Genomic DNA, 15,589 nt, shown 5'->3' on the forward strand with positions numbered 1-15,589 from the left:
CCCGAAACTGTTGGGCGGGCCGGACAGCCCGGAACCGTTCACGGGCCAAACCGCCGGGAACCGTACGTGGACCCGACCACAAGGAGCCGTCCAAGCCGCGCGAACCTGCCAGTCGCGTCACCCTCTCGGTCCGAAGGCCGTCATGAGGACGTGCACGGCGGCGAGGACGACGACCCAGACCAGGGCGCGCCTGGTCGGCGGGGGGCCTTCGCGCAGTAACGAGACGCCCATGGGGATGAGGGCGAGACACAGCCCGCCGACGGCGACGTACGACTGCGGTTCGGTGCCCTTGAGGGTGCCGAGCGCGAGCGCCGACATCAGCCCGAGCGCGACCGAGCGGCCCAGCCCCAGGGCGCCGGAGCGGTAGGCGCCGACGGCCAGCACCACCCAGCCGAAGAAGGCCGGCCCCGACATGGATCTGAACGGGTGCCACACCGAGTCGCGCCAGGCCAGGTAGTAGCCGTCGATGCCGGTGAGCATGGTCCGCAGGCCGAGAGTGTCGGTCAGGTGGAAGGCCAGGTGGTCGGTGCCGTACTGGAAGATCCGGGTGAACAGGCCGACCATCACCAGGCAGCCGCCCCACATGCCCCACAGCGGATGGGTGACGGCGATCCGGTGCGCCAGCGCCATGATCGCCGGCCAGAGCAGCACGAACCCGGCCGCGAAGCAGACGTAGGCGGCGGTGATGAGGGCGGGATGGCGGGTGTAGGCGACGAGCTGGTATGGCACGAAGAAGTAGAACGGGGAACGCAGGAGGGTCCCTGCCATGATCAGTGAGGGGCCGCCGATGAGCGAGACGGCGCTCACCCACCGGCCGGGAAAGGGAGGCCGGCGGCCCAGGTTGGCCTCGGCGTTGGCGGCTCGCCGCGCCGCGCCGTCCTGCCGCCACCGGGTGATGCGCCCGCGTAGGTCGATGTCCATGCTCTGCCGCCCGTCCGTCCGTGTCCGAGCGCCCCGGCCGGACGCCGGGGCACAGCAGTAGCGTGCTGGGCGACGCCCGGCCCGCGCGTCTGACTCAGGTCGCATCTTGTACGGCCGTCACCAGCGGTTGTACAACCCCAGACAGACGGCAAAAGTACGACCCTGGTCAGATGCCCGATGATCCGCCGTGACGGTACCTTCTCGTCATGACCTGGGCCCGGCGGATCGAAGGCGGAGTCGTCACCGACGTGGCGGCGGCGATCGTCGTGGCGCTGACCATCGGCTACGCCATCGTCGATCCGCCCGGGCCGTCGTCGCCGTGGCCCACCTGGTCGGCCTGGCCGGTGGCGGCGCTCGTGAGCCTCCCGGTCGCCCTCCGGCGGCGCCGGCCCCGGCCCATGCTGGTCCTCGCGTGCGCCGCGGCCACTCTGGCGACCCTGTCCGGCGCGGTCGCGGCGGGCATGATCTGGCTGACGTTCGTGCCGACCGTCCTGGCGCTCTACCTGGTGGCCACCACCGCCTCGGCCACCTGGTCGGTGAGCGGCCTCGTGGCCTGCGTGCTCGCCGCGACCGGCGCGATCCTGATCTTCTACGATCAGGTGCTCCCCGGCCTGCCGCTGCCGCAGACCCCCAGCGAGTTGCCGCCGTCCTGGCCGGTGGAGATCGGCGCGATCTGCCTGTTCCTGGTCGTCGGCTGGGCCGTGGGAGGAGCCGTCAGGTGGAAACGGGAGACGACCGCCCGCCTCGTCCGCCACCTCTCCGAGGCCGCGGTGGCCGATGAACGGCGGCGCATCGCCCGGGAGCTGCACGACGTGATCGGCCACAGCATGAGCCTGATCGCCGTCAAGGCCACCGTGGCCAACCACGTCGCCGACGAGCGCCCGCAGGAGGTGCGCGCCGCCCTGGCCGTCATCGAACGGACCAGCCGCGGCGCGCTGACCGAGATCCAGCGGGTGCTCGGCCTCCTGCGCTCCGACGGCGACCTCGCCGACACCCACGTGCCCGCCCCCGGCATGGCCGACCTGCCCGAGCTGGCCGGCCACGCCCGCTCGGCCGGAGTCGAGGTGGAGCTGACCGTCCACGGGGAGGCCGCATTACCGCCCACGGTCGCGATGTCGGTCTACCGGATCGTGCAGCAGGCGCTGACCAACGTCATCACGCACGCCGGCCCCACCCGCTGCTCGGTCACCGTCGGCATCGACGGACGGACCGCCACCATCGACGTCACCGACGACGGCCCCCGCCACGGCCGCCTTCCGCGAGCGAGCCGAGGCGGCGGCCACGGCCTGATCGGCATGCGCGAACGCGTCAAGATGTACGGAGGCACGTTCGAGGCGGACTTCCGCCCCGAAGGCGGCTTCCGCATCGCGGCCCGCTTACCGTACGACCAGAACGACGCCGTGACGTGAGCGGAGTCGGCGCGGTGGCGCTCAGGTTGGGGGCGCTCAGGTTGGGGGTGCTCAGGTTGGGAGGTTGACATCTCGAACGGTGACAAGGGCGGTGTCGATGTGAGCAGTGGTGGGGTGAGCAGTGGAGGCGTGAGCGGGGATGGCGCCCCGGACGACGTGCCGCCGGCGACGCAGGTTCGGGTGCTGCTGGCCGAGGACCAGGTCCTGGTGCGTGACAGCCTCAAAGTGCTCATCAACGCCACTCCTGGGATGACCGCCGTCGGCGAGGCGGGCACCGGTGCGGAGGCCGTACGGCTGGCTCGTCTTCAGCGGCCGGATGTCGTCCTCATGGATGTGCGGATGCCCGACATGGACGGCATCGAGGCGACCAGACGGATCTGTGCCGACCCCGTCAACGCTGGGACCCGCGTGCTGATCCTCACCACGTTCGACCAGGACGACTACGTGTACGCCTCGCTCAGGGCCGGTGCCAGCGGATTCCTCATCAAGAGCGCCACGGCGACCGAGCTCCTGGCCGCCATCCGGGTCGTCGCCTCCGGCGAGGCGCTGCTCGCGCCGACCGTGACCCGCCGGCTCATCGCCGACTTCCTGTGCGGCGCTCAACCCGCTCCCGTCGTCCGGGAGCTCAGCGACATCACCCCGCGCGAGCGCGAGGTCCTCACCCTCATCGGCAGGGGACTGTCCAACACCGAGCTCGCCGAGCACCTCCACCTCACCGTCGGCACGGTCAAGACCCACATCAGCCGGCTGCTGGCCAAGCTGCACGCCCGCGACCGGGCCCAACTCGTCGTCGCCGCCTACGAGGGCGGGCTCATCACCACCACGGACGGCCGCCGCTGACCGACACACCAGCGCGGCACCGGCCTCACCTTTCGTGCTGCGGGGCGCCCGGTGGGTCGGTGAACCCGGAGCGTCACCCCCTTCGGCAAGGCTCGTCCACGGCTGCCGGGCGTCGGCGCGGCGGTCTGCCCGGGGGACACGAGGACCCCTCGCCTGCGATGGAGCGCATCGTGGGGCGCCGGTCGGGTGGAGCGCGGTCAAGTGTCCGGGTCAGGGTCCGTGGTCAGGTTTTCGGAGTCAGGTGGCCGGGGGCACGAGTGCGGGTCAGGTTTTCGGGGTCAGGTGGCCGGGCGCACGAGTGCGAGGTCAGGGGGCTGGGGTTAGGCGGGCTCGGCGGGCTTGTAGGTGGGTGCGTTCGGTGGTGTTGGTGGTCAGGGTGATGGCCTGGTCGTAGGCGGCGCGGGCTTCGGTGGTGCGGCCGAGGCGGGCCAGCAGGTCGGCGCGGGTGGCGGGCAGGAGGTGGTAGCCGGGCAGGTCCAGGTGCTCGATGGCGGCCAGGGCCGGGCCGGGGCCGTGTACCTCGGCGACGGCGACCGCGCGGTTCAGCGCGACGATCGGGGTCGGGGTGTGGTGCAGGAGTTGGTCGTACAGGGCGAGCACCTGGGTCCAGTCGGTGGCGGGGCCGTCGGTGTGCACGGCGTTGATCGCGGCCTGCAGCTGGTACGGCCCCGGCTGGTTGCGGCGCAGGCACCGGCGTACCAGCTCGTGTCCCTCGGCGATCAGCTCCCGGTTCCACCGGGAGCGGTCCTGTTCGGCGAGCACCACCAGCTCACCTGAGGGCCCGACCCGGGCGGGGCGCCGAGCCTCGGTGAGCAGCAGCAGCGCCAGCAGGCCGATCGCCTCGGGCTCGTCGGGCATCAGGGCGGCCAGTTCCCTGGCCAGGCGGACCGCCTCCAGACACAGGTCCGTCCGCAGCAGCTCTCCGGACGTGGACGCGTACCCCTCGTTGAAGATCAGATAGAGGACGGTCAGTACGGACGCGAGCCGGTCGGGCAGTTCGGCGGAGCCGGGGATGCGGTAGGGGATGGCGGCGTCGCGGATCTTCTTCTTCGCACGGACGATCCGCTGGAAGACGGTCGCCTCCGGCACCAGGTACGCCCGGGCGATCTCGGCCACCTCCAGCCCGCCGAGCAGGCGCAGGGTGAGTGCGGTGCGCGCGGGCGGGGACAGCGCCGGGTGGCAGCAGGTGAAGATCATGCGGAGCTGGTCGTCGCGCACCGGTCCCACCTCCTGGGGTTCGTCGGGTTGGTGCAGCAGCAGTGCCTGGGCGTGGCGGGCCTGGCGGGTGGATTCGCGGCGCAGGCGGTCGATCGCCCGGTTGCGGGCGGTGGTCACGATCCACGCGCCGGGATTGGGCGGCGGCTTCTGCTCCCATTTCCGGACAGCCACCGCGAACGCGTCCTGGACGAACTCCTCGGCCAGGCCGATGTCACCGAGCAGGCGCGTCAGCGTGGCCACGCACCGGCCGTACTCGGCCCGGTAGACGCTGTCCAGATCCACCGTGTTCATCGGCTGCTCACGTCCACTGCGCGTCTTCGAACGGGCGCACCTCGATCGGCGAGCCGCAGGCCAGCGCGCACTTCTCGCCCCAGGCCAGCGCCTGGTCCAGGTCGTCGCACTGGATCACCCAGAACCCGCCGAGCTGTTCCTTGGTCTCGGCGAACGGCCCGTCGGTCATCGTGGTCGCGCCGTCGCCGGGGCGTACGACGGTGGTGGCATGCGAGCCCACCAGGCCGCCCACGAACACCCAGCAACCGGCCGCCTGCATGTCGGCGGTCACCTTGGCCGTCTGGGCATGCTGCTCGCGCATGTCGTCCTCGGCCGGCCACGGCGTGCTCTCGTCGTATTGGACGGCGAGCAGGTACTTCTTCACGAACGCACTCCTTCGACCAGGGATCAGGCGGACAGGCGGCGGGCGACCGCCGGGATCACGATCGCGGCTGCGACCACGTGCGTCAACATCAGCAGCACCTTCGTGGCCACCGATGCGCCGACCAGCACATCCGGTATCAGGGACACCACCGTGAGCGCAAGGGTGATGCGGACGAACGCCTTGCGCGCGTGCCGGGCCCAGCGGGCCAGCGCGACGGCCAGCACCAGGCCGGCCAGGGAGAAGATGACCGTCAGCGTGGCGAACCCCGACACCGGGATCGGCGCACCGTTGACGACCAGGCTGATCCCGGCGAGCTCACCCGCCGCGGCGACGGCTGCGGTCGCCGCGGCGGCGACGGCCGTGGCGGCCAGGCCGCGGATGGTGAGTGACGTGGTGGGAGCGGGGGTGGTGATGACGGACATGGTGTTCCTCCGGTGAGTGGCGACCGGTCCGTTGCCGGCCTCTCACCCTGGCTACGAACGGGCTCGACGCCACTCGACATCCCCGCCGGAAGTTTTTTTCTGCGGACGTACTCGCTCCGGCCGCGCCCCAGGTCGCCCAAGGAAAGTCGCCCCAAGAAGCCGCTCAAGGAAAGGAGCCGACGGGCAGACCCGCGTCCGTGCCGCACGGTGTCATGACCTGTGCGGCGCGGGCTCGTGCCTGCGGAGGAGCGAGGCCCGGGGGCGGTGGTGGTGGGGTGAGGGGACGGGTTCGGGGTGGTGACGGTAGGGGGTGAGGGCGTGGGGGCGTTGCCCGGAATACCATAGGGGGGTATGGTGTTGTTAGAGCAGCTGGCCGAGGGAAGGGGTGGACATGGCCGGATACAGCGGCAGCAAGCAGGACCACGCGACGCGCCTGCGCCGGATCGAAGGGCAGGTCCGCGGCCTGCAGCGGATGGTCGAGGACGACAAATACTGCATCGACATCCTGACGCAGGTGTCGGCGGCGACCAGTGCGCTGAAGTCGTTCTCCCTGTCGCTGCTCGAGGAGCACCTGGCCCACTGTGTGGCCGAGGCCACGCGGAAGGGCGGGCCCGAGGCGGAGGCCAAGGTCAAGGAGGCCTCCGATGCCATCGCACGACTTGTACGTTCCTGACCCCCGAGGATTGAAGGAGAGCATCGATATGAACACCGCCACCTACACCGTCAAGGGCATGACCTGCGGCCACTGCGTCAGCTCGGTCAAGGAGGAGGTCGGCGGAGTGGCCGGTGTCACCAACGTCGAGGTGGACCTGGCGACCGGCCTGCTGACCGTCGACAGTGACGGCCCCGTGGACGCGGCGCGGATCGCGGCCGCGGTCGACGAGGCCGGTTATGAAGTGGTGAACCAGTGAACGCCGCGACGAAGCTCGGCGCGTACGTGCTGGGGCTGGCCGTCGTCTTCGGCGGCGCCCTGGGCGCGGGCAAGGTGGTGGGCCCGATCGGAACGGCCGAGGCCGGCGTGGCAGGGGCGCCGAAGGCCGGCGACCACGCCGGCATGACGGCGACCACCCCAGGCCAGGACGCCGCGACGCCCGCCGCGGAGGCCGGGCATGACGGCGGCCACGACGCTGGACAGGCGAAGGAAGATACCCCCGGGGGGCTCCAGGTGTCCGAGAAGGGCTACACGTTCGAACCGCTGACGGCGACGTTCGAGCCGGGCGAGCCGGCCGACTTCCGCTTCGCGGTGACCGGGCCCGACGGCCGGCCGGTCACCGGCTACGAGGTCGAGCACGACAAGAAGCTGCACCTCATCGTCGCCTCCCGCGACCTGAGGAACTTCCAGCACGTGCACCCCGAGCTGGGCTCCGACGGGGTCTGGTCGGTCAGGCTGACGCTGCCGGAAGCCGGGCCGTACCGCGCCTTCGCCGACTTCGTGCCGGCCGGCGGCAGCGGCCTGACGCTGGGAGCCGACCTGACCGCGGCCGGCGGCTACCGGCCAGGCAAGCTGCCCGAGCAGACCCGTACGACCAAGGTCGACGGCTACGAGGTCACCCTCGACGGCGAGCTGACGCCCGGACAGTCGAGTAAGCTCACCCTCAAGGTGAGCAAGGACGGGAAGCCCGTCACCGACCTGCAGCCCTACCTCGGCGCCTACGGCCACCTGGTGGCCCTGCGCGCCAGGGACCTGGCCTACCTGCACGTCCACCCCGACGGCGAGCCCGGTGACGGCAGGACGCAGGCCGGCCCCGAGATCGTCTTCTACGCCGAGGTGCCCAGCACCGGCGACTACCGCCTCTTCCTCGACTTCCAGCACGGGGACGAGGTCCGTACCGCCGCCTTCACCGCGGCGGCGGGGGAGCGGCCGGCGACGGCCGAGCCGACCCCGGCCGCGACTGCGACTGCGACCGGGCACGACGACGACGGCCACGGCCACTGAGCGAGAGGAAGGAGAACGGTGATGTCCCAGCTCACCGATGACCGGCGCAACGCGGTCGAACTCTCGATCGGTGGCATGACCTGCGCCTCGTGCGCCAACCGCATCGAGCGCAAGCTGAACAAGATGGACGGCGTGACCGCGACGGTCAACTACGCCACCGAGAAGGCGAAGGTCACCTTCCCCGAGAACGTCGACCCGAGCCTGCTCGTGGCCGAGGTGGAGAAGGCCGGCTACACGGCGGCCCTGCCCGCGCCCCCCGATACCGGGAACAAGACGGGGGAGGAGGAGCCGCAGGACGAGCTCCGGTCCCTGCGCCAGCGCCTCGTCACCTCCGTGGTGCTGGCGGTGCCGGTGATCGCGATGGCGATGATCCCGCCGCTGCAGTTCACCAACTGGCAGTGGCTGTCGCTGGTGCTGGCCGCGCCCGTCGTGGTGTACGCGGGCTGGCCGTTCCACAAGGCGGCCTGGACCAACCTGCGCCACGGCGCCGCGACGATGGACACGCTGATCTCGATCGGCACGATCGCCGCGCTGGGCTGGTCGCTGTGGGCGCTGTTCTTCGGCAGCGCGGGCGCGCCCGGCATGACGCACCCGTTCGCGTTCACCATCGAGCGCACCGACGGCTCCGGCAACATCTACCTGGAGGCGGCGGCCGGCGTCACGGCGTTCATCCTGGCCGGACGCTACTTCGAGGCCCGTTCCAAGCGCCGCGCCGGCGCCGCGCTGCGGGCGCTGCTGGAGCTGGGCGCCAAGGAGGTGGAGCTGGCCGACGGCCGGCGCGTGCCGGTCGATCAGCTCAAGGCCGGTGACCGCTTCGTCGTCAGGCCCGGCGACAAGATCGCCACGGACGGCGTGGTCGAGGAGGGCTCCTCGGCCGTGGACACCTCGATGCTGACGGGCGAGTCCGTGCCGGTCGAGGTCGGGGCGGGCGACGCCGTCACCGGCGCCACCGTGAACGCGGGCGGCCGGCTGGTCGTGCGCGCCACCCGGGTCGGCGCCGACACCCAGCTCGCCCAGATGGCCAAGCTGGTCGAGGAGGCCCAGACCGGCAAGGCGCAGGTGCAGCGGCTCGCCGACCGCATCTCCGGCATCTTCGTGCCCATCGTGATCGCGCTCGCCCTCGGCACGCTCGGATTCTGGCTCGGTACGGGCGCCGGCGCGGGAGCGGCCTTCACCGCCGCGGTCGCGGTGCTGATCATCGCCTGCCCATGCGCCCTCGGCCTGGCCACCCCGACCGCGCTGCTGGTCGGCACCGGGCGCGGCGCCCAGCTCGGCATCCTGATCAAGGGCCCCGAGGCGCTGGAGTCCACCCCCGGCATCGACACGGTCGTGCTGGACAAGACCGGCACGGTCACCGAGGGCAGGATGACGCTCACGGCCGTCCACGTGGCCGAGGGGGAGAGCGAGGAGGAGGTGCTGCGCCTGGCCGGCGCGCTGGAGCACGCCTCCGAGCACCCGATCGCCCAGGCCGTGGCCAAGGGCGCCGCCGCCCGCGTCGGCCGGCTGCCCGCGCCTGAGGACTTCGCCAACGTCGAGGGCCTCGGCGTGCAGGGCGTCGTGGACGGGCACGCCGTCCTGGTCGGCCGCCCCCGGCTGCTGGCCGAGTGGTCCCAGCACCTGCCCGCCGACCTGGAACGGGAGCTGGACGAGGCCCAAGAGGCCGGCCGCACCGCGGTCGCGGTCGGCTGGGACGGTCAGGCCCGCGCCGTGCTCGTCGTGGCCGACGTGGTCAAGCCGACCAGCGCGGATGCCATCACCAGGCTCCGCGCCCTCGGCCTCACGCCCGTCCTGCTGACCGGCGACAACGAGGCCGTGGCGAAGACCGTCGCCGCGGAGGTGGGCATCGACGAGGTGATCGCCGAGGTGCTGCCCGCCGACAAGGTGGACGTGGTCAAGAAGCTGCAGGCCGAGGGCAAGGTCGTCGCCATGGTGGGCGACGGCGTCAACGACGCCGCCGCGCTGGCCCAGGCGGACCTGGGCCTGGCCATGGGCACCGGCACCGACGCCGCCATCGAGGCTTCCGACCTGACCCTCGTCCGCGGCGACCTGCGGGTGGCGGCCGACGCCATCCGGCTGTCGCGCCGCACGCTGTCCACGATCAAGGGCAACCTGTTCTGGGCGTTCGCCTACAACGTGGCCGCGCTGCCGCTGGCGGCGATGGGGCTGCTCAACCCGATGATCGCGGGCGCGGCGATGGCGTTCTCCAGCGTCTTCGTGGTGAGCAACAGCCTGCGGCTGCGCCGCTTCCGCTGACGTCGTCCCCCGAACGGCTCCGCACCGGCCGGTGCGGAGCCGTTCGTCGTCGCTTGCCGTGATCGATCAGCCGGTCGTCCAGCCGGGATCGGCCGAACGACCGATGCCGGCCCGCGCGCCCGCCGCGAAAGTGGGACGCGTCCGATCACGTACGCCGACGAAAGCGGAAAAATCATGTTCGTCACTCATTTAGGCATGGCCGCCGCCGTGCTGGCCGCCGCGATCACCGCCGCCCCCGGGTACGACCGGGGGGACTTGCGGCGGGACGCCGAGCGGATCGTCGCCGCGGGAGCCACGGGGATGCAGGTGCGCGTCACCGGCGAGGGCGGGAGCATGGTCGCGACCGCCGGCGTGGCCGACGTCCGGACGAAGAGCCCGGTGCCGCCGAACGGATACTTCCGGATCGGTTCCAGCAACAAGGCCTTCGTCGCCACCGTGGTGCTGCAACTGGTGGGCGAGGAGAAGCTGTCGCTCGACGACACCGCGGACCGGTGGCTCCCCGGGCTGATCAAGGGGCACGGCAACGACGGGCGGAAGATCACCGTCCGCCACCTGCTCCAGCACACCAGCGGGATCGTCGACGACTACCCGTTCCCGACGGCCATCGCCTCCTCCCGCGAATACCGCCGCCACCGGTACGACACCTACACCCCGCGGCAGGTCGTCTCCAGGGCAATGCGCCACCGGCCGGCCTTCGCCCCCGGCAAGGGCTGGTCGTACGCCAACACCGGATACGCCGTACTCGGCCTGATCATCGAGAAGGCGACCGGCCGCCCCTGGCACGCCGAGGTGGAGAGGCGCGTCGTCAAGCCGCTGGGCCTGACGCACACCCGCTGGCCCGGACGCTCGGCCGGGCTGCCGCGGCCGCACGCGCGCGGGTACAGCGTGTTCAAGACCGGTGAGGGATTCGTCGACACCACCCGGCACCGCGACGCGGACGCCTCAGGCGGGCTCATCTCCACCACCGCGGACCTCGATCGTTTCTTCACCGCCCTGCTCGGCGGCGAGCTGCTGCGGCCCGCCCAGCTCGCCGAGATGCGCACGACCGTCCCCGTCGCCAAGGAGCTCAGGCGGATCTGGCCCGGCGCCCGCTACGGCCTCGGCCTGATGCGGCGTCCGCTGCCGTGCGGCGGCACCTATTCAGGGCACGGCGGGGACATTCTCGGCTACTCCACCCGGACGGGAGTCACCGCCGACGGCAAACGCAGCATTGTGGTCTCCGTATCGACCGAGCGCTTCGACTCCACCGAGCGCGCTCTGCGGCTTGAGGCGGCCGTGGACCGGCTGGTCAACCGGGCCCTGTGCGACGCCGGACAGCAGGGGAGCGTCACGGGGAACCGGGGGAGGGCAGGCGCAGCCGTTTGAGCGCGAGGGCGTTGACCGCCACGATCAGGCTCGAACCCGACATCGACAGCGCGGCGATCTCGGGCCGGAGCACGAGGCCGAACGCCGGCTCGAACACCCCGGCGGCGATCGGCAGCGCGAGCGCGTTGTAGCCGATCGCCCAGCCCAGGTTCTGCCGCATCTTGCGCAGCGTGCCCCACCCGATCCGCAGCGCTGCCGGCACGTCCAGCGGGTCGGAGCGCATGAGCACGACGTCGGCGGTCTCGATGGCCACGTCGGTGCCGGCTCCGATGGCGATGCCCAGGTCGGCCTGGGCCAGCGCCGGGGCGTCGTTGACGCCGTCGCCGACCATGGCCACCCTGCGGCCACCGGCCCGCAGCTCGGCGATCTTGGCCGCCTTCTCCTCCGGCAGCACCTCGGCGACCACGGTGTCGATGCCGAGCCGCCGCGCGATCCGCTCCGCGGTGGCCGCGTTGTCGCCCGTGAGCATCACCACCTCGACGCCGAGCTCGTGCAGCGCGGTGACCGCGGCGGACGAGGTGTCCCTGACCGCGTCCGCGATGCCGATCACCCCGGCCGCGGCGCCGTCCACGGCGACCATGACCGCGGTCCTGCCGCCCTCGGCCAGCTCCTGCCGCCTGCTCGCCAGCGTCCCCGGCGCCACGCCTTCGCGCTCCAGCAGCCGCCGGTTGCCCACCACGACCCTGCGCCCGCCGACCTCCGCGACGGCGCCGTGCCCGGGGACGTTCTCGAACCGGCTCGCCGCCATCGGGGCCAGGCCCAGGTCGTCGGCGTGCCGGACGATCGCCGCGGCCAGCGGATGCTCCGACTCCCGCTCCACCGCCGCGACCAGGCGCAGGAACTCCTCCTCCGGCAGCGCGCCGCCGGTCACCACGTCGGTGACCTCCGGCTCGCCCTTGGTCAACGTGCCGGTCTTGTCCATCACGACGACGTCGACGCGGGCCGAGGTCTCCAGCGCCATGGCGTTCTTGAACAGCACGCCCCGCTCGGCGCCCAGCCCCGTGCCGACCATGATGGCGGTCGGGGTGGCCAGGCCGAGCGCGTCCGGGCAGGTGATGACGACGACCGTGATGGCGAACAACGTCGCGACGCCGAGCGGCTGCCCCGCCGCCAGCAGCCAGACCAGGAACGTGAGCGCCCCGCCGGCCAGCGCCACCAGGACGAGCCAGAACGCCGCCCGGTCGGCCAGCCGCTGCCCCGGCGCCTTGGAGTTCTGCGCCTCCTGCACCAGGCGGACGATCTGTGCCAGGGCCGTGTCGGCGCCGACCTTGGTCGCGCGGACGCGCAACGTGCCGTCGCGGTTGAGGGTGGCGCCGATGACGGCCGAGCCCGGCTCCTTGTGCACCGGCAGGCTCTCGCCGGTGACCATCGCCTCGTCCACCTCGCTCTGGCCGTCCTCGACCACGCCGTCGACGGGGATCTTCGACCCGGGGCGTACCAGCAGCAGGTCACCGGCCACCACCTCGGCGGTCGGCACCTCCACCGGACGGCCGTCGCGCAGGACCGTCGCCATGGGCGGGGCCAGGTCGAGCAGGGCGCGGACGGCGTCGTTCGCGCCGCCTCTCGCGCGCATCTCGAACCAGTGGCCGAGCAGCACGAAGGCGGCCAGGACGGTGGCGGCCTCGTAGAACACCTCGCCGCCGCCGGTGAGGGTGACGATCAGGGAGTAGAGCCAGCCGGCGCCCACCGCGACCGCGACGAGCACCATCATGTCGAGCGTACGGGCCTTGAGCGCGCGTACGGCTCCGGCGAAGAAGATCCAGCACGAGTAGAAGATCACCGGGAGGCTGAGCAGCAACGCCCAGACGTCCTGCCGCCATCCGAACGGCACGGGCAGCTCCAGCCCGAACACGTCCGTGCCGATCGGGGACCAGAGCACGATCGGGACGGAGAAGAGCACGGCCACCAGGAAGCGGTTCCGCATGTCGGCGACCATCGCCGCCATCGACATCCCGCCATGACCACCGTGACCGTGACCGCCGTGGTCCGCCGTCTCGTGCGGCGCGGCCTCCGCGCCGTCGTGAACCGCCGTGCCGTGCGGCGCCGCCTCAGCGCCGGCGCGCGTCGCGTGATCGGCCGGCCGGCCCGGCTCGGCCATCGGGTCGCACAGGTGGGCGGGTACGGACTGCCCGGCGCAGTGGTAGCCGCACTCGACGATCCACGTACGCAGCTCGGCGACGGACGTGCGGCGCGGGTCGAAGCGCACCGTCGCCGTCTGCGCGACCGGGTTGGCCTCGACGTGCAGCACCCCGGGACGCCGGCCGAGCACGGCCACGACCACGTTCTGCTCCGAGGCCCAGCGCAGCCCGCTGACATCGAGGATCGCGGTGCCGCGCTCCTCGCCTTCATCGCGCCGTGCGGAGGCCGGTTCGCCCATGGTCGTCTCCTCCCCGCGAGAACGCCCCGCCTCACCCCCGCCCGGCCCGAGAGGTGTCGCAGTCCGGCGGACGTTCGGTGACAGTCGTCTCATGACATCGCTGTCGGCGCACCTCTGCAAGCACTCCTCGACGAGCATCCGGCGGCGGCTTCTGGACGGGAGCGTGTACCCCACCTCCGGCCCGTTCTACTGGGGAGCGGGAAGCCGGGCCTGACCTTTCGCGGGCACGGGCGGGCGCCAGCCGTGGGTGAGGAGGTCGAAGAGCTCTTCCACGGCGGCCCGATGGTCCGGGCGGCTTCGGGTGAGTGCCGGGATCTCCAGGACGAACCTGGCGAGGGCCTGGCAGGCGAGGTTGTCGTGGCCGACCCCCGCGTCGTCGGCGATGGCGGCGCTGAGCGCGTCCGCGTGGCGGGTCCACATGCGCTTGGCGTATTCGCGGAGCACCGGTGTGGAGTCGAGGAGCCGGCTGAACTCGGCCCAGCGCGGGTGGGTCGCGACGGGAAGCCAGGACCTGAGTGCGTGCTCGCGCAGCGCGTCGATGACGCTTTGACCGGCGGGGCGCTGACGTACGGCGCCGATCAGCTCCGCCTCCAGATTCTCCTCCTGGTCGAAGACCAGGGCCTCCTTGCCGGGGAAGTGCTTGAACAGCGTCGTGGTCGACACGTCGGCGGCGTCGGCGATGTCCCTGATGCTCACCCCGTCGTAGCCGCGCTCCAGGAACAGCTCCAGTGCGGCGTCGGCGATCGCCTGACGGGTGGCCGCCTTCTTGCGCTCGCGGCGGCCGACGACGGGTGGCTTGTCCATACGGACACCCTAGCAAAGGTGGTCACAGTTCAAAAGTTGACTGGTTGCACTTTTTAATCGAGTCTGCTTTTGTGGAGCTCGTTCCACGGAGCCCTCACGGCTTCGCGGGGGTCATGAACGAGAGGACAAGTCATGCGCTCACCAGCACCGGCCGCCGCCAGGATCGCCGTCGTCGGAGCGGGTCCCGGCGGGCTCACCTGCGCCCGCATCCTGCAGAACCACGGCATCCCGGTGACGGTCTACGACCGCGACCCGCATCCACGGGCCCGCGACCAGGGCGGCACCCTCGACCTGCACGCCGACGACGGGCAGATCGCCCTGCGCGAGGCCGGCCTGATCGAGGAGTTCCTCCGGCTGGCCCGCCCGGAGGGGCAGGAGATGCGCCGGCTCGATCCGGGGGGCCGGATCGTGCGCCGTCACCTTCCGGACGAGGGCGAGCTGTCCCGGCCGGAGATCGACCGGGGCGTGCTGCGCGAGCTGCTGCTCGACTCGCTGGAGCCGGGCACCGTGCGATGGGACCACGCCCTCGAAGCGGTCAGCGGCCCCGGCGACGGCCCGGATGGCGGCCCGGTGGGCGGTTCGGGTGGCGGGGTGAAAGACGGCTCGCGTGACGGCCCGGGTGGTGGTCGGGGAGGTGGTCCGAGGTGGCTGCGGTTCCGTGACGGGACGGCCGCCGAGGCCGACCTGGTCATCGGGGCCGACGGCGCGTTCTCCCGGGTCCGCCCGGCGGTGTCGGCGGCCGTGCCGCGCTACATCGGGGCCGGCTTCCTGGAGGCCTGGTTCCACGACGTCGAGAACGCGCATCCCGGCCTGGCCGCGCTCGTCGGGCAGGGCGGCGCCCTCGCCGCCGACGGCGACCGCGCCCTGTTCGCCCAGCGCAACAGCGGCGACCACATCCGGGTCTACATCGTCCAGCGCCTGCCCCAGGACTGGATCGCGGCGAGCGGGCTGGACGCAGGCGACACCGCCGGGATCCGCGACCGGCTGCTGGACGCCTTCTCCGGCTGGTCGCCGTCCATGCTCCGGATGATCACCGACAACGACGGCCCGTACGTGGACCGCCCGCTGTTCGCCCTGCCCGTGCCGCACGCCTGGGAGCACGACCCCGCCGTGACCCTGCTCGGCGACGCCGCCCACCTCATGCCCCCGCTGGGCGTCGGCGCCAACCTGGCCATGCTGGACGCCTGCGAACTCGCGCTGGCGCTGGCCGGCTCCGCCACGGTCGGCGACGCCGTCCGTACGTACGAGAAGACCATGCTGCCCCGCGCCGCGGAGACCGCCCGGTTCCTCGAGAACGGCATCGAGGGGTTGCTGGAGCTTGAGGAGGACGGCGGCGAAGGCATCGGGTTCGGCCCGCCCGTGTAGCGTCCGGGCCCGCTCGATGCGGTT

General features: G+C 72.2%; 14 protein-coding genes. 8 read left to right on the plus strand and 6 right to left on the minus strand.

What is annotated here, in order from left to right; all coding sequences use genetic code 11:
* Window positions 1-117 precede the first annotated feature (117 nt).
* Entirely contained in the window at window positions 118-921 is an 804-nt protein-coding gene (locus OIE67_RS17920) for a hypothetical protein (RefSeq protein WP_326641731.1), read from the minus strand.
* 206 nt (window positions 922-1,127) lie between these two features.
* On the opposite strand from OIE67_RS17920, the gene OIE67_RS17925 reads away from it, so the two are divergent.
* Both OIE67_RS17925 and OIE67_RS17930 read left to right on the plus strand, forming a co-directional pair.
* On the plus strand, window positions 1,128-2,330 hold the full coding sequence (locus OIE67_RS17925; protein ID WP_326641733.1) for a sensor histidine kinase: 1,203 nt from the start codon (window positions 1,128-1,130) through the stop codon (window positions 2,328-2,330).
* Window positions 2,331-2,459: 129 nt separating this feature from the next.
* The gene (locus OIE67_RS17930) at window positions 2,460-3,170 is read left to right on the plus strand and encodes a response regulator transcription factor (RefSeq protein WP_326641735.1); all 711 of its coding nucleotides are present in this window, start codon (window positions 2,460-2,462) and stop codon (window positions 3,168-3,170) included.
* 306 nt (window positions 3,171-3,476) lie between these two features.
* Here OIE67_RS17930 and OIE67_RS17935 read toward each other — a convergent pair whose 3' ends face one another.
* The 3 genes from OIE67_RS17935 to OIE67_RS17945 are packed head-to-tail and all read right to left on the minus strand — an operon-like array spanning window position 3,477 to window position 5,465.
* Entirely contained in the window at window positions 3,477-4,679 is a 1,203-nt protein-coding gene (locus OIE67_RS17935; protein WP_326641737.1) for an RNA polymerase sigma factor, read from the minus strand.
* A gap of 7 nt (window positions 4,680-4,686) precedes the next feature.
* A complete protein-coding gene (locus OIE67_RS17940; protein WP_326641739.1) occupies window positions 4,687-5,043 on the minus strand; it encodes a YciI family protein in 357 nt (118 codons plus the stop codon).
* Between the two features lie 23 nt (window positions 5,044-5,066).
* Window positions 5,067-5,465 carry a DUF6069 family protein gene (locus tag OIE67_RS17945; protein ID WP_326641740.1) on the minus strand — a complete coding sequence of 133 codons (399 nt, stop codon included), beginning with the start codon at window positions 5,463-5,465 and terminating at the stop codon, window positions 5,067-5,069.
* Window positions 5,466-5,856: 391 nt separating this feature from the next.
* Here OIE67_RS17945 and OIE67_RS17950 point away from each other — a divergent pair, with 391 nt between their 5' ends.
* From OIE67_RS17950 to OIE67_RS17970, 5 genes are all read left to right on the plus strand, one after another.
* On the plus strand, window positions 5,857-6,138 hold the full coding sequence (locus OIE67_RS17950) for a metal-sensitive transcriptional regulator (RefSeq protein WP_326641742.1): 282 nt from the start codon (window positions 5,857-5,859) through the stop codon (window positions 6,136-6,138).
* A gap of 28 nt (window positions 6,139-6,166) precedes the next feature.
* Window positions 6,167-6,376, plus strand: coding sequence for a heavy-metal-associated domain-containing protein (locus OIE67_RS17955; protein WP_326641743.1), 210 nt, complete (start codon window positions 6,167-6,169; stop codon window positions 6,374-6,376).
* Window positions 6,373-7,401 carry a hypothetical protein gene (locus tag OIE67_RS17960; RefSeq protein WP_326641745.1) on the plus strand — a complete coding sequence of 343 codons (1,029 nt, stop codon included), beginning with the start codon at window positions 6,373-6,375 and terminating at the stop codon, window positions 7,399-7,401. Before OIE67_RS17955 ends, OIE67_RS17960 begins: the two co-directional genes overlap by 4 nt.
* 21 nt (window positions 7,402-7,422) lie before the next feature.
* Window positions 7,423-9,654: a heavy metal translocating P-type ATPase gene (locus tag OIE67_RS17965; protein WP_326641747.1), complete on the plus strand. Its 2,232-nt coding sequence runs from the start codon at window positions 7,423-7,425 to the stop codon at window positions 9,652-9,654.
* A gap of 174 nt (window positions 9,655-9,828) precedes the next feature.
* Window positions 9,829-11,019, plus strand: a complete 1,191-nt coding sequence (locus tag OIE67_RS17970) for a serine hydrolase domain-containing protein (protein WP_326641749.1) — start codon at window positions 9,829-9,831, stop codon at window positions 11,017-11,019.
* Here OIE67_RS17970 and OIE67_RS17975 read toward each other — a convergent pair.
* Window positions 10,982-13,396 carry a heavy metal translocating P-type ATPase gene (locus OIE67_RS17975; RefSeq protein WP_326641751.1) on the minus strand — a complete coding sequence of 805 codons (2,415 nt, stop codon included), beginning with the start codon at window positions 13,394-13,396 and terminating at the stop codon, window positions 10,982-10,984. The two genes, OIE67_RS17970 and OIE67_RS17975, sit on opposite strands and share 38 nt — an antisense overlap.
* A 186-nt stretch (window positions 13,397-13,582) precedes the next feature.
* Window positions 13,583-14,200 carry a TetR/AcrR family transcriptional regulator gene (locus OIE67_RS17980; protein WP_326641754.1) on the minus strand — a complete coding sequence of 206 codons (618 nt, stop codon included), beginning with the start codon at window positions 14,198-14,200 and terminating at the stop codon, window positions 13,583-13,585.
* Window positions 14,201-14,332: 132 nt separating this feature from the next.
* Here OIE67_RS17980 and OIE67_RS17985 point away from each other — a divergent pair, with 132 nt between their 5' ends.
* Complete coding sequence (locus OIE67_RS17985) at window positions 14,333-15,565, plus strand: FAD-dependent oxidoreductase (RefSeq protein ID WP_326641756.1); 1,233 nt, start codon at window positions 14,333-14,335, stop codon at window positions 15,563-15,565.
* The last annotated feature ends 24 nt before the right edge of the window (window positions 15,566-15,589 follow it).

The organism is Nonomuraea fuscirosea, from assembly GCF_035917475.1.
Taxonomy (GTDB): domain Bacteria; phylum Actinomycetota; class Actinomycetes; order Streptosporangiales; family Streptosporangiaceae; genus Nonomuraea; species Nonomuraea fuscirosea.

Excerpts from the sequence above, each read along its gene's own strand:
- OIE67_RS17955 (WP_326641743.1), top strand. The coding sequence starts at position 6,167 with ATGAACACCGCCACCTACACCGTCAAGGGCATGACCTGCGGCCACTGC.
- OIE67_RS17935 (WP_326641737.1), bottom strand. The coding sequence starts at position 4,679 with ATGAACACGGTGGATCTGGACAGCGTCTACCGGGCCGAGTACGGCCGG.
- OIE67_RS17985 (WP_326641756.1), top strand. The coding sequence starts at position 14,333 with ATGCGCTCACCAGCACCGGCCGCCGCCAGGATCGCCGTCGTCGGAGCG.
- OIE67_RS17925 (WP_326641733.1), top strand. The coding sequence starts at position 1,128 with ATGACCTGGGCCCGGCGGATCGAAGGCGGAGTCGTCACCGACGTGGCG.
- OIE67_RS17920 (WP_326641731.1), bottom strand. The coding sequence starts at position 921 with ATGGACATCGACCTACGCGGGCGCATCACCCGGTGGCGGCAGGACGGC.
- OIE67_RS17975 (WP_326641751.1), bottom strand. The coding sequence starts at position 13,396 with ATGGGCGAACCGGCCTCCGCACGGCGCGATGAAGGCGAGGAGCGCGGC.
- OIE67_RS17980 (WP_326641754.1), bottom strand. The coding sequence starts at position 14,200 with ATGGACAAGCCACCCGTCGTCGGCCGCCGCGAGCGCAAGAAGGCGGCC.
- OIE67_RS17965 (WP_326641747.1), top strand. The coding sequence starts at position 7,423 with ATGTCCCAGCTCACCGATGACCGGCGCAACGCGGTCGAACTCTCGATC.
- OIE67_RS17950 (WP_326641742.1), top strand. The coding sequence starts at position 5,857 with ATGGCCGGATACAGCGGCAGCAAGCAGGACCACGCGACGCGCCTGCGC.
- OIE67_RS17970 (WP_326641749.1), top strand. The coding sequence starts at position 9,829 with ATGTTCGTCACTCATTTAGGCATGGCCGCCGCCGTGCTGGCCGCCGCG.
- OIE67_RS17945 (WP_326641740.1), bottom strand. The coding sequence starts at position 5,465 with ATGTCCGTCATCACCACCCCCGCTCCCACCACGTCACTCACCATCCGC.